This is a genomic window from Lysobacter sp. CA199, assembly GCF_052078715.1.
GTDB lineage: Bacteria > Pseudomonadota > Gammaproteobacteria > Xanthomonadales > Xanthomonadaceae > Lysobacter.
The window spans coordinates 1-12,718 of record NZ_JBQJIL010000016.1; the positions used below are offsets into that span (position 1 = coordinate 1).

The window sequence follows — 12,718 nt, forward strand, 5'->3', positions numbered from 1 at the left end:
TTCGACTACATCGAAATGTTCTACAACCCCACCCGCCGCCACAGCCATCTGGGCGGCGTCAGTCCTGAGGCCTTTGAGCGTGCCTCAATTTGAGGCTGGCGAGTGTCTTAAATTCCTGGGCAGTCCATGTGCCAAACAGCGCAATTATCTGCGTCGTTCATACGGATATAAAATCCGGCAATTGACAGCCATTCGCGGGCTATGCAAAGTCGCAAGCACGGAGCGTCGAAACTCCTCACCTAGCGTTACTCACCTCCGAAATTGGTGAATGTTCCCGCCTAACGCACCATGCGTCGCGCGGATTTCTCACCCAAGGACTGGAGTACCGCCTATGCCCCGCAAATCCAAACCAGCCACCGCCCGCGAAGGGGTGGTGATGACCGTCACCGCCTTCCAGACGCTGCTCGCCTTCCATCAAGAACTGCACGGCATCGTGCGCACCTTGCAGCCCGAGGTGCTGTCCGAGATCGGCTACGCCGCCGACCACGATCCCCGTCTGCTGCGCGATGTGTTCCACGCCCTCGCCCGGCGGCTGGACCCGGTTCTGGAGGCTTGTGTGTGGACGCCCGATGGCGAAGGCGGCGGCGGTCTTGGTCGCTGGCCGGCGGCCTCGCGCCGGGTGCACTGACGTAAGGCTTCGCAGCCCATGCAGGAGTCCTTGGGGGCTGATGGCAGTAGGCGCAGTCCCGGTCTCGTCTCACTGAGAGACAAACCCGGCCCGTATCGCTGCAATCGCAAGGCAAATCGCTTTGCGCGCGAGCGAAAAAGCGTCGGGCGCAAGACGCGCGGCTTTGCAGCCCGGCCGCGTCGCCTCATTCGCAAGCCGTTGAATCCCTGTCGCGACCGCGCATGCCCCGGTCGCTAAGCGCGGCGCGTTGCGCGCGTACCGCCGTCTGTCACGCGCGACTGCTCGTGTCTTGCGTTTGCGACGTGTTTTGGCTTGCGCGCAAGCCGGGGCAATCGCGCTCAAGGCTTCGCGGCTTGCGCTTGCCCCGTAAGGCCTTGCGATCAGGGCACGGTGGCTTGCGGTCGCGATACGTTGCGGCTTGCGCGCAAGCCAAATGGACCGCGGTCGGGCCGCGCGGGGTCGCGGCTGGTATGTGGCGGGGCGCGCGCAAGACTCAATGCCTTGTGCTCAAGCCTTTTCGCTTTGCGCGCTGGGCCGTGCGCGTTGCGAGCAGCGTCCCAAGGTGCGCTGACCGGCGGTTGCGGTCGGCCGACCCCACTCACACCGAGGACTGGCAGGGTCTGGAAGTCGGCCCGTCTGCACGCTCGTCTGCGCGATACCAGGACTGCCTTGGGCGGCGGTTGGGAGTAAAGTAAAAAGGGTTCCGGCTTTCGCCGGAATGACGGCGTGAGAGGTCGTTAGCAAGCGCTTGTGCGATGGCGATGGTGATGGCAGCGACATTGGCCGGGCTGGACGACGGGCGATGAGCCGACGTCCAACCACCGTCGTTCAGATCAAATTCCGCTTGACGTAGTTGTAGAATTTTTCGTATGTCAGCTTGCGATCCGGCGATTTCATGCCTATCCACGTTTGCCTCACCCAGCGATAAATGTCCCAGACAAGTTCCGAGATGACCGGGTCCGACGCCTTGGCCAGCCGCAGAAATTCAGCATATTCTTGCGGCCGTTCTTCCTTGAAGTAGTGCGCGAATTTCTCACCGAGGTCGCTGTTCCACTCCTCCAAGGATTCCCGATCCAACTCGGCCTCCTGGTGGTTTGACACCATCGTCTTGTAAATCGCTTCGTCGCTGACGACGCCCCGCCAAGGGCATGAGAGCACTCGATGGATTCGAGCTTTGAGCGCTTCGTCTTCGAGTGTAAATATCTCGATTTGCATCCCGAGACTGATCGGCGTGGCCCGCGCCCATGCAGCGGGGTCGTCCGGGCCTATGAGCTTGGGCGTCGTCTTGAGGTAGTCGCGGAATTGGTCGAACCGCGCGTTATTGCCCGCGACGGTAAAATCGCGCGACCATTGCCCGATATAAAAGCGAACCGAAAAATCCAGCTCCGGCTCGAACCGAATGAGATCCTTTTGCCGCAGAAAATCGGCATATCCCTCCGGCTCTATTTCGCTGAAATACCGCGCGAAGGTGGCCACTTCGTCCTTGCTCCACAGCGTCACTTGGGACAGCAGTTCCTTGGCCATCGCGTCGGCGGACAGGATGATCTGGTAAGTCGCCTCGTCGCTCGCCCTCCGCTCTACGGGAGCAGCCAGTGCCCAAAGAATTCTGAGTCTGAGCTTTTCGCTCTCCAGCGCATCGATCTTGGCGCGCAACTCGGGACTTAGGGGCGTGGCGTTGTCTCCCACGGGTTGGCGTTCAAGTGCAGACTCATGGAAGGTGGCCTTGACGTAGTCGCGGAAATCGCCAAACAACTCACCACCGTCCAAAAAGTAGTCCAAATTCGGCGCCCAGCGCGAGATCAACCTACGAGTTTCCCAGCCGAGCTCGTCGTCGATCCAGTTGAACTCCTTATCCTGCCGCAGGAACTCAGCATAGTCGCGCGGGCTTAGGACGCTGAAATACTGCGCAAAGGCAACGACCTCGTCGTCCCGCCACTTTCTGGTCCGTGCCTGTTGTTCCTTGACCATCGTGTAACTGGCTAGGGAATTTTCGTAAATTTCCTCATCGCTTACTCGCTTCTCGCTTGGGATTGCCAGGAGCTGAAGAATTTCGGCCCTGAGCTTTTCGTCTTCCAACGCATCGATCTTGGCTTGCAGTTCATGGCTGATGGGCATGGCTCGCTTCCTTGAGGGCTTGATGTTTCATGCGTGGAGAAGACCCGACCGACCGGCATCGGCCTCCGGATGTCGCGCGGGGCCACGGCTGATCTGAAATCGGCGCCCCTGTCCGGGCTTGCGAGTATCGCCCAACACTGGACATTCGCACGTCGGATTTCCCCCGCCCGCATCCGATCGCGTCTACGTATGCCAAACGCATCGCGAAGCGCCGTCATCGAATGCGCACACTGGTGCAAGGCTTGTGCTGATGGCATGCCATCACGGTGCGGCGGCGCTTGCCGATCGGCATCGGAAACCGGACCGAGTTTCGCCACCACGGCGATGGCGCCGCCCGGGCAAACCCGGGCGACGAGACGGGAACACGCGCTTCGGGCCGCCAAGGCCGTCCTGGAACCTGGGTTCACGAACCCCTCACCGCTCCCGCTAGAATCGGCCCCTGCTCCTTCACTGAATCACGGACACGGACATGGCCCCCACCCCCGAGGCAAACCCGCACGACATTCTGATCGGCAAGGCCGTGACCACGCCCGAAAGCGGGCAGGTGTTTCTGCATACCAAGCTCGGCAACCGCCACGGGCTGGTCGCTGGCGCCACCGGCACCGGCAAGACCGTCACCCTGATGACCTTGGCCGAGGGCTTCTCGCGCCAGGGCGTGCCGGTGTTCCTGGCCGACGTGAAGGGCGACGTCGCCGGTCTGGCGATGCCCGGCGCCAGCAACGACAAGCTGCAGGCGCGGCTTGGCGAGATCGGCCTGACCGATTGGGCGCCGGCCGCCAATCCGGTGGTGTTCTGGGATCTGTTCGGCAAGCTCGGACATCCGGTCCGCACCACGGTCAGCGAAATGGGCCCGACCCTGCTCGCACGCATCCTGGAGCTCAACGACACCCAGTCGGGCGTGCTCGACATCGTGTTCAAGCTGGCCGACGACCGCGGCCTGCTGCTGCTCGACCTGGAAGACCTGCGCGCGCTGCTCGGTCTGGTCGCCGACGAACGCAAGGACATTTCGACCAGCTACGGCCTGGTCAGCAGCCAGTCGGTCGGCGCGATCCAGCGCTCGCTGCTGCGCCTGGAACAGGACGGCGCCGATCATTTCTTCGGCGAGCCGGCGCTGGAACTGGCCGATCTGATGCGCACCACCACCGACGGCCGCGGCGTGGTCAACGTGCTCGCCGCCGATTCGCTGATCCTCAAGCCGCGTTTGTACTCCAGCTTCCTGCTGTGGCTGCTGTCGGAGTTGTTCGAGCAACTGCCCGAGGTCGGCGATATCGACAAGCCCAAGCTGGTGTTCGTGTTCGACGAAGCGCATCTGCTGTTCGACGACGCGCCAGCGGCGTTGCAGCAGCGGGTCGAGCAAGTCGTGCGCATCATCCGTTCCAAGGGCGTGGGCGTGTACTTCTGCTCGCAGTTCCCCGACGACATTCCCGACAACATCCTCGGCCAACTCGGCAATCGGGTGCAGCATGCGTTGCGCGCGTTCACCCCGCGCGATCAGAAAGCGGTGCGCACGGCGGCGGAAACCTTCGTGCCCAATCCGGCCTTGAACGTGGCCGAGGCGATTTCCAAGCTGGGCACCGGCGAAGCGCTGGTATCCACGCTGCAGGACAAGGGCGTGCCGATGCCGGTCGAACGCACCCTGGTGGCGCCGCCGCGCTGCCGCATGGGCGCCATCACCGAGGCCGAGCGCGCGCAGGTGCGCGCCGGCAGCCCGGTCGGCGGCAAGTACGACACCGCGGTCAACCGCGAATCGGCCGCCGAGATGTTGGTCAAGCGCGCCGAAACCGCGACCGAACAAGCGCAGGCGCCGCCGGCCAAGACCCGCGAGCAGGACGACCAGGAAGAAGGCGGCTTCGGCCAGTCGGTCAAGGACGCGGTGTTCGGCACCAAGCGCCGCCAGGGCATGGTCGAAACCATGGCCAAGCAGACCGCGCGCACGGTCGGCAGCCAGGTCGGTCGGCAGATCCTGCGCGGCCTGCTCGGCGGCATCTTCGGCGGCAAGCGCTGATCCGCGGCGAACAGCGCCGCTTCGCTCATCCGGCGACCGGATCGCTCCGGCCGCCCGCAACTGCGTTCGTTTTCAGCCTCTTTTCAGCTCGTTTCCACTCATTGCACAGGAGCCGCACATGAATCAGAAACTGCTCGCACTCGCCTGCCTGGCCGCGTTCGCGTTGAGCGCATGCAATAAGCCAACCGAAGTGACGCCCGCCCCCGCCGAAACCGCCAAAACCGCCGAGACCACCCCGGCTCCCACCGCGGAACCCGCCCCCGAAGCCCCCAAGCCCGGTTTCGATGCCGCCGCCTTCGCTGGCGCCTTCAGCGGCACCCTTCCCTGCGCCGATTGCGCCGGCATCGATACCAAGATCGATCTCAAGGCCGACGGCAGCTACGCCATCGAAGAAAGCTACCAGGGCAAGAAGGACGGCAACTTCAAGGGCGACGGCAGTTGGACCGCGGAAGAAGACGGCAAGCGTCTGCGCCTGGACCCGAACAGCAAGAGCGACAACGACCGTCTGTTCGATGTGGTCTCGCACGAGGAAATCCGCTTGCTCAATCAGGAAGGCAAAGCGATCGACTCGCAGGCCAACCACAGCCTCAAGCGCGTCAGCGCCGCGCAGTAAGTCCGGCCCGGCCTGGCCGGGGGCGGCAAGCGCCACCCTCGCGCGCGGGCAAGCGCGACTTCGATGCGCATCGCGACGGGCCGGTCCTCCGGCCCGTCGCTTTTTTATGCGCGGGTGTTGGATGAAATCGGTAGCGGATCGGCTAACGTAGCCAATCCCAACCCACGTCACGGTTTTCGACCGCTCACCATGCCGCCCAACCCGACTTCCGCGCCGCCGGCTCCGTTCTGGCAGCGCCTGCGATCGATCACCCTGTACCCGGTCCGCGGCGCGGCGTTCTACACCCTGCTGATGCTGACGCTGTTCGTCGCCTTGTTGGGCGCGCTGCCCGGCGTGGGTTGGCTGTTCAAGCTGGTGACCTGGCTGGCCGCGTACAAATACGCCTTCGAAATCCTGCGCGCTACCGCCGACGGACGCATGGATCCGCCCGAGAGCGTGCTCAAGGTCGATGGCGGCGTGGTCTGGCGGCTGATCGCGCTGCAACTGATCTATATCGTCATCGTGGTGTTCGCGTTGGTGTTGGGCGGGCCGATCGTGGGCTTGCTCACCATCGCCGCGATCGTATTCCTGCAGCCGGGCTGCATCATGTCGCTGGCCATCGACGGCAGCCTGAGCAATGCGCTCAACCCGGCGACCTCCTTCGGCATCGTCGCGCGCGTGGGCTGGCCGTACCTGGCGGTGTTCGGTCTGCTGTTCGTAATTCAAGCCAGCGTGGCGACCGCCGGCATCTGGATGGCCAAGTTCGTCCCGGTGATCCTGGGCGGGCCGCTGTTGAATCTGGTGTCGTTCTGGGGCCTGTTCGCCGCGTTCCATCTGATGGGCTATCTGGTCTACCAGTACCACGAGGAACTGGGCTACGAGCCGGAGAGCCACCGCAACGCCCTGCCCACGCTGCACAACCGCGATGGCGAGCTGCTCGAACGCGCCCAGGCGCTGGTGCGCGACGGCCATAACGAGGCGGCCAAGGAAACCCTGCGCGCCGAGATCCGGGTGCGCTCGGTGACGCCGGAAGTGCACGAGCTCTATCACCGGCTGCTGCGCACCGACGGCAGCGCGGCCGAGCGCAGCGAGCATTCGCGCCAATACCTCAATCTGCTGATGATCGAAAAGCAGGAGACCCGCGCGCTGACCGTGCTGCGCGATGCGATGAATGCCGATCCGGATTTCGCCCCGATGCAGAGCGAACACGCCGAGCGTCTGGCCGAACGCGCGCGTCTGGCCGGGCAGTCGCAATTGGCGGTGGACGTGCTGCGCTCGTTGCTGCGCCAGTCGCCGCGCAATCCGTCGGCGCCGCGCTGGGCCTTGGATGCGGCTTTGCTGCTGGTCGATCGTTTCGGACGCGACGACGAGGCGCGTGCGCTGCTGGAGCAGGCACTGGCGCGCTGCGAGGACGACAGCTTGCGCGAGAAGCTGCAAGCGGCGCTCAAGCCGCTGGCGCCGGTCAAGGCTTGACGCGGCCAGGGGGCGCATCGCGGTCTCGCCGGCGTGGGTTCGGCGTTATTCGGTTTTCGCGGTCGCGGCTTGCGCCGCTCCTACAGCGGCTGTCGGTGAGCGAAGCGCCGCGTAATCCGACTGTAGGAGCGGCGCAAGCCGCGACCGCGAATCCGCGACGATTGCGAGAGCGCCGGCGTAGCGGCATCGACGCGGCTCGCCACACGTTCGCCTAGCGCTGCGCGCTCAACTCATGTTCCAACAAGAACCGCGCCTTCTCCGCCTGCGGCTGCTGCGGATAACGTTCGATCAACTCGCGCAACACCTTGGCCTGCGCTTGCGGCGCGTGGCGGTCGCGATGGCCCAGGGCCAGTTCGAACCACAGCTGCGCCTGAGTTTGCGCCGGCAGGGCGCGGGTGGCGTCGCTGTCGAGCAAGGCGTCGACTTCCTCGAAGGCGCCCAGCCGTATCCAGGTCCGCGCCAATGCCTGCCGCCGGCTCGCGTCGATCGCGACGCCTGAGTTTTCCAGCGCCTTGAGCGCTTCGGCCTGCGCCCGCGCGCCTTCGCTGCTGTCGGCGGTGGCCGCGAGCAGTTCGCCGCCGCGCTGGGCCAGCACGTCGCGCCGGCCGGTGTTGCGCGCCACCCGATAGCGCGCCAAGGTGATCTCGAAACGCTGCGGTTGTTCGCGCTGCAACTGTTCCAACAAACGATCGGCCTCGGCCAGCTGCATCCGGCCCAGATGCTGTTGGGCCTGCTCCCAGCGCGTGTCACCCGCTTGCGCTTCGACCGACTCGCCGACGAAACTCTCGCGCACCCGTCCGGCCGCGACGAATACCGCGCCGATCACCGCGCCGCTGATCAGGCCGCCGGCGTGCGCGTCGAAACCGATGCCCATGTCCGAATTGGCCACCAGGTTGTACAGCTCCCAGCCCAGCCAGACCGGCAGCAGCAGGATCGCCGGCGCACGCACGTAGTCGAAGACTACCCCGATCCAGTAGAAGAACCGCACCGAACGCAGCCCCCAGACCAGGCAGAACGCGCCCATCAGCGCGGCGATCGCGCCGGAAGCGCCGAGCCCGCCGCCGGCTTCGCCCCAACGCCACAGCAGCGAGGCCGCGCTGGAGCCGTAGGCGCCGAGCACGTACAGCAGCGCGAACAGCAAGGGGCCGACCGCGCCTTCCACCAGCAAGCCCAGCGCCAGCAGGAACACCATGTTGCCGATCAGGTGCATCGGATCGCCATGCAGGAACGCCGCCGAGAACATCCGCCACGGATCGAACTCGGAACTGCGCATGATGTGGCGCAAGGTGAACACCTCGTCCTGCAGCGCGTCGTAACGGGCGCGCAGCGGCGTCCACTGCTCCAGCGTCCGCGGGTTCTCGAACAGCGCGCCGCCGCGCAAGGCCCGGGCGAAGCCCACGTCGTTCAGCGTGCGCATGCCCACGTAGGCCATCCGTTCGCCGCTGTCGATGGCCTGGTAGGCGGTCATCGCCTCGCGTTGGCCGGTCTGGCGCAGATGCTGCTCGTAGGCGGGGACTTCGATCCGCCCCAGCCCCGAATCCAGGTAGTACTGGCGCAGGTTCTTCAACCCATCGCGGTCGCCGCTTTGCAGGGCGAAGAACACGAACACGTTGACCAGGGCCAGCAGTACGGTCACGAACGGAAAATTGGCGCGCGTGAACGGCCGATGCAGCGGCAGGATGAGCATGGGAGCGGGAACGAAGGAAGAAGGAAGAAGGAAAGAGAGTGGTTGCGGCGCTCACAGCGTTGCCGATCGGCTGCGGCCTTGGCAAGCGGCGATGGACGATGGTCCGCCTCCTGTAGGAGCGGCGCGAGCCGCGACCGCGATACCACGCCTACGATGCAAGTCGGTATTCGCAGTCGCGGCTCGCGCCGCTCCTACAGGGGCCGACGCAGGAATCGCGCAATGTGAAGCCGCGCTCGCGCTTGAACCGCGACGCCCACTCTGCGATAACGGCCGCCCAGACTGCATCGATGATCTTGCCGATGGGCCGATGGCGCCCCCCTGCCGAACACAGCACCGCCCTGATCACCCGGGAGGGCCATGCGCGGCTCAAGCACGAGCTCGACGAGCTGTGGCGGTCGCGCCGCCCGGAAGTGGTCAAGGCGCTGGCCGCGGCCGCGGCCGAGGGCGATCGTTCGGAAAACGCCGAATACACCTATCGCAAGAAGCAATTGGCCGAGATCGACCGGCGCGTGCGCTATCTGAGCAAGCGCCTGCCGCTGCTGCGGGTGATCGAAACCACGCCCAGCGATCCGCGCTCGGTGTTCTTCGGCGCCTGGATCGAGGTGGAGAACGTCGCCAGCGGCGACACCGCGCGTTATCGCATCGTCGGTCCGGACGAGACCGACGCCAAGCTCGGCCACATCAGCATCGACTCGCCCTTGGCGCGGGCCATGCTCAAGCGCCGCATCGACGACGAGTTCGAAGCCCTGCTGCCCGGCGGCATGGCCCGGTTCGCGATCGTCGGGGTGTCCTACGCCGGCCCTATCGCAGACTGAGCCGCCGCGCCGGCTAGAGCAACTCGTCCGGATTGGGCGTGGTTTCCATGTACAAGGGTTTGCTGTCGCGCTTGGCCGGCGCGTAGACGATCGCCGCATCGCCCTGGCCCGAGGCGTTGGGCTCGCCGCGCTCGATCACCCGGTCGCCGGTCAGCAGGTTCCAGCTCAGCTTGACCGTGCCGTGGCTGTTGGTACGGCTGTAGCGCTGCGCGTCCAGGCCGACATTGCGACTGACGTCGAATCCGCGACTCCCACCTTCAACCGCGGCACCGGTCCGTCCTGGACGCGGCCCTTCCGTGTCGAGGCGCACGGTAGCGACAGCGCGATGGCCTCGGCGCGGAAGAAAACTTGCTTTTTTTGTGATTTTTGCACCGCCAGGGCCGAGAATGGCCACGCACAGGGGGCCCAGCTCTTCATCGGCGTCGCGGGTAAGTGCATGTCTGATAATGAAATTCATCGCTTCGGCGGATTCCGGCTGGAAGCGGACCAGCGCCGTCTGTGGCATGGGTCCGAATCGGTCGACCTGCCGCCGAAGGTGTTCGACACCCTGCTGCTGTTGGTCCGCCAGGCCGGCTCGTTGGTCACGCGCGAGGAATTCTTCGCGCGACTGTGGCCCAACACCGTGGTCACCGAAGCCAGCCTGGGCCGGCACATCTGGCAGGTACGCAAGGCCCTGGAGCGCGAGGCCGGCGTGGAATACGTGCAGACCGTGCCCAAGCAGGGCTATCGATTCATCGGCGAAGTCGTGCGCGAAGCGGTCGCGACCTCGACCGCGACGACGGTTTCGCCGGGTGCGATGAGCCAGGACGCCATCGCCGCGCCCACGCCAGCCTTCGAACCGATTCGAGCCCCGGCCGACCTCGCCGACCTCACCGATTTACCGCCCGCCGTCCCGCCGGTTCCCGCAACCGCACACCCGGCTTGGCGACGCGCATGGCCGGCGCTCGCTGCGGGCGGCTTGATCGCCATCGCTGCCGGCGTCGCAGCGCTGTGGCCGCGCCCGGCGCCGCACGCCGCCGAGGCCGCCACGGCGGCCGTGCCCGCGGATCCGGCCACGCTGGCGGTCGCGGTGTTCGACTTCTCCGCGGCCGACAGCGGCACCGGCAGCGGCGACGCCTGGCTCGCCGATGCGCTGCCCGAGTTGCTCGGCCGCGAACTGGCGCTCAACGAACGCCTGCGGATCCTCAACGGCCAACGCCTGGCCGAACTGGCGCCGTTGACCCGCGGACAAGCGCCCGACCGCGCCACCTTGCTGCGATTGAGCCGCCAACTCGGCCTGCGCTGGGCCGTGCTCGGCCGTTACCGCCTGGCGCCCGCGCGAACGCCGGATGCGCTGAGCCTGGAACTCGACGTGCTCGACGCGACCAACGGCCAATCCCTGCAGCGGCTGCGCATCGACGGCGACCGCCGCCGTCCCGGCGCGCTGATCGCCGCGGCCGGCGCGCAGTTGCGCGAACGTCTGCAACTGCCGCGCCTGAGCAGCGCGATCGAGCGCACCCGCGGCGCCACCACCAGCGACGACGTCGCGTTGCTGCGCGACTACGCCGACGGCGTGCAGGCGCTGCGCCGTGGCGATGCCGGCGGCGCCCAGCGCAAGCTCGACGCCGCGGTCAAACGCGCGCCGGATTTCCTTCCGGCCCAACTCGCGCTCACCCGCACGCTGATGCAGCAGGGTTATCACCCGCGCGCCGGTGCGGTCGCGCGCGCCGCGCTCGGCCACGCCAGCGCGGCGCCGCGCGAAATCCGCCTGGCCCTGGAAGCGCTGATGTACGAGGCCGACCGCGCCTGGCCGCCGACCATCGACACCTATCGCGCGCTGTACCGCTTCTATCCGGAAGACATCGAATACGGCTTGGGCCTGGCGCGCGCGCAGTCGCAGGGCGGCGATCTCAAAGAGGCCCAGGCCAGTCTCGACGAGCTGCGCAAGCGTCACGGCAGCGCCGATCCGCGCATCGATCTGACCGAAACCGCGATCGCCGAAGCGCGCGGCGACTACGCCGCCGAACGCGACGCCGGCGAGCGCGCATTGCGCAGCGCGCGCAGCCTGCGCGCGCCGTATCTGATCGGCAGCGCCCTGCTCGAACGCGGCTGGGGTCGCAACGCGCTCGGCGACCAGCCCGGCGCGATAGCCGACTACCGCGCCGCGCGCGCGCAGTTCGAACAGATCGGCGACGCCATCGGCCAGGCGCGCAGCGACGTCAACCTGGGCGGCTGGCATTACGAACGCGGCGACTTCGCCCAAGCCGGCGAGCTTTACCAGCGCGCGCTGACCTTGTTCGAAAGCGCCGGCATGAAGGCCTCGCAAGCCGCCGCGCTGCAGAATCTGGCCAACATCGACTGGGCCCAGAACCGCCGCGGCGCGGCGCGGCAAAAGACCGAAACCCTGCTGCAACTCTCGCGCGAACTCGGCGATCCGGATCGCGAGTCGTGGACCTTGAGCGCCTTGGCCGCGTTGCAGTTCGACCAGGGCGAAACCGTCGCGGCGATGGCCAGCTACCGCCAGGCCCTGGCGATCGCCGAACGCTCCGGCCTGGATGCGCGCCGCGCCTGGGCGCTGCGCGGACTGGGCGATGTGATGCGGCTGCGCGGCGACTATCCGCAAGCGCGAGAACTGCTCGACCAGGCGCTGGCGATCGAACGCCGCAACCGCGACTACGAAGGCCAGGCCGAAGCGCAGTACCGCATCGGCCAGTTGCTGCACGATCAAGGCCGGCTGGAGGAAGCGCGCAAGCAGCTCGATGCCGCGCGCGATCGCCAGAGCGAACATCAACAAAGCTATTGGGGCTCGGTGACCGGACTGGAACTGGCCTCGCTCGATATCGACCAGGGCCAGGCGCGCGCGGCGCTGGGGCAACTGGACAAGATCGAACCGGCGCTGCGCGAGAGCCAGGCCGAGATCGAACTGGCGTTGGCCGGCGGCCTGCGCGCCGAGGCCCTGGTCGCGCTGGGCCAACTCGCGGCCGCGCGCGCCGCGCTGGAGCCCGCGCTGACCTATCTGCGCAATCACGGCGACAGCGCGGACGCATTGAACATGCAACTCAGTCAGGCGCGGGTACTGGCCGCCGAAGGCAAGCGCGACGAAGCCGGCGCCCTGCTCGACCGCCTGCAGCGCCTCGCGCAACAGCGCGAACTGGGCGGCGTGGCGACGCAAGTGGCGCAGCGACGGCGCGAATGGCTCGGCGCGGCCACGGTGTCGCAGACCAGGCGCTGATCCCGGCAGCGGCCCCTCGCCCCTTGTAGGAGCGGCGCAAGCCGCGACCGCGAACCCACACCCAACAACGAAGCAAGCCACGACCGGACGGTCGCAGCTCGCGCAGCTCCTACCCCAAGACATCGCCGCATCGACGCGCCTCGCCGACCCCAACCCCCGCCCCTTGTAGGAGCGGCGCAAGCCGCGACCGCG

General features: G+C 66.7%; 10 protein-coding genes. 7 read left to right on the plus strand and 3 right to left on the minus strand.

Annotated features, from left to right (window positions below; genetic code table 11):
* Both ACTOWJ_RS25780 and ACTOWJ_RS25785 read left to right on the plus strand, forming a co-directional pair.
* A partial coding sequence (locus ACTOWJ_RS25780) for an IS3 family transposase (protein WP_441336591.1) occupies window positions 1-93 on the plus strand: 93 nt, incomplete at its 5' end.
* A gap of 238 nt (window positions 94-331) precedes the next feature.
* Window positions 332-628 carry a hypothetical protein gene (locus tag ACTOWJ_RS25785; RefSeq protein ID WP_441337484.1) on the plus strand — a complete coding sequence of 99 codons (297 nt, stop codon included), beginning with the start codon at window positions 332-334 and terminating at the stop codon, window positions 626-628.
* A gap of 828 nt (window positions 629-1,456) precedes the next feature.
* Here the strand turns inward: ACTOWJ_RS25785 and ACTOWJ_RS25790 are convergent.
* Window positions 1,457-2,743, minus strand: coding sequence for a hypothetical protein (locus ACTOWJ_RS25790; protein WP_441337485.1), 1,287 nt, complete (start codon window positions 2,741-2,743; stop codon window positions 1,457-1,459).
* A gap of 469 nt (window positions 2,744-3,212) precedes the next feature.
* Here ACTOWJ_RS25790 and ACTOWJ_RS25795 point away from each other — a divergent pair, with 469 nt between their 5' ends.
* From ACTOWJ_RS25795 to ACTOWJ_RS25805, 3 genes are all read left to right on the plus strand, one after another.
* A complete protein-coding gene (locus ACTOWJ_RS25795) occupies window positions 3,213-4,748 on the plus strand; it encodes a helicase HerA-like domain-containing protein (protein ID WP_441337486.1) in 1,536 nt (511 codons plus the stop codon).
* Window positions 4,749-4,866: 118 nt separating this feature from the next.
* The gene (locus ACTOWJ_RS25800) at window positions 4,867-5,361 is read left to right on the plus strand and encodes a copper resistance protein NlpE (RefSeq protein WP_441337487.1); all 495 of its coding nucleotides are present in this window, start codon (window positions 4,867-4,869) and stop codon (window positions 5,359-5,361) included.
* Window positions 5,362-5,550: 189 nt separating this feature from the next.
* Window positions 5,551-6,813: a hypothetical protein gene (locus ACTOWJ_RS25805; RefSeq protein ID WP_441337488.1), complete on the plus strand. Its 1,263-nt coding sequence runs from the start codon at window positions 5,551-5,553 to the stop codon at window positions 6,811-6,813.
* A 211-nt stretch (window positions 6,814-7,024) separates the two neighbouring features.
* Here ACTOWJ_RS25805 and ACTOWJ_RS25810 read toward each other — a convergent pair whose 3' ends face one another.
* Window positions 7,025-8,500, minus strand: a complete 1,476-nt coding sequence (locus ACTOWJ_RS25810; RefSeq protein WP_441337489.1) for a rhomboid family intramembrane serine protease — start codon at window positions 8,498-8,500, stop codon at window positions 7,025-7,027.
* A gap of 299 nt (window positions 8,501-8,799) precedes the next feature.
* Between ACTOWJ_RS25810 and greB the strand changes: the two genes are divergently transcribed.
* Window positions 8,800-9,315, plus strand: coding sequence for a transcription elongation factor GreB (gene greB / locus ACTOWJ_RS25815; protein ID WP_441337490.1), 516 nt, complete (start codon window positions 8,800-8,802; stop codon window positions 9,313-9,315).
* A 13-nt stretch (window positions 9,316-9,328) separates the two neighbouring features.
* Here the strand turns inward: greB and ACTOWJ_RS25820 are convergent, their stop codons facing one another.
* A complete protein-coding gene (locus tag ACTOWJ_RS25820; protein WP_441337491.1) occupies window positions 9,329-9,625 on the minus strand; it encodes a hypothetical protein in 297 nt (98 codons plus the stop codon).
* Between the two features lie 126 nt (window positions 9,626-9,751).
* Here ACTOWJ_RS25820 and ACTOWJ_RS25825 point away from each other — a divergent pair, with 126 nt between their 5' ends.
* Window positions 9,752-12,526 (plus strand): tetratricopeptide repeat protein, encoded by a 2,775-nt coding sequence (locus ACTOWJ_RS25825; protein WP_441337492.1) that lies wholly within the window; start codon window positions 9,752-9,754, stop codon window positions 12,524-12,526.
* The last annotated feature ends 192 nt before the right edge of the window (window positions 12,527-12,718 follow it).

Bases quoted from the DNA above. Each gene is read 5' to 3' on its own strand.
- ACTOWJ_RS25795 (WP_441337486.1), top strand. From the start codon at position 3,213: ATGGCCCCCACCCCCGAGGCAAACCCGCACGACATTCTGATCGGCAAG.
- ACTOWJ_RS25790 (WP_441337485.1), bottom strand. From the start codon at position 2,743: ATGCCCATCAGCCATGAACTGCAAGCCAAGATCGATGCGTTGGAAGAC.
- ACTOWJ_RS25805 (WP_441337488.1), top strand. From the start codon at position 5,551: ATGCCGCCCAACCCGACTTCCGCGCCGCCGGCTCCGTTCTGGCAGCGC.
- ACTOWJ_RS25810 (WP_441337489.1), bottom strand. From the start codon at position 8,500: ATGCTCATCCTGCCGCTGCATCGGCCGTTCACGCGCGCCAATTTTCCG.
- ACTOWJ_RS25825 (WP_441337492.1), top strand. From the start codon at position 9,752: ATGTCTGATAATGAAATTCATCGCTTCGGCGGATTCCGGCTGGAAGCG.
- ACTOWJ_RS25785 (WP_441337484.1), top strand. From the start codon at position 332: ATGCCCCGCAAATCCAAACCAGCCACCGCCCGCGAAGGGGTGGTGATG.
- greB (WP_441337490.1), top strand. From the start codon at position 8,800: ATGGGCCGATGGCGCCCCCCTGCCGAACACAGCACCGCCCTGATCACC.
- ACTOWJ_RS25800 (WP_441337487.1), top strand. From the start codon at position 4,867: ATGAATCAGAAACTGCTCGCACTCGCCTGCCTGGCCGCGTTCGCGTTG.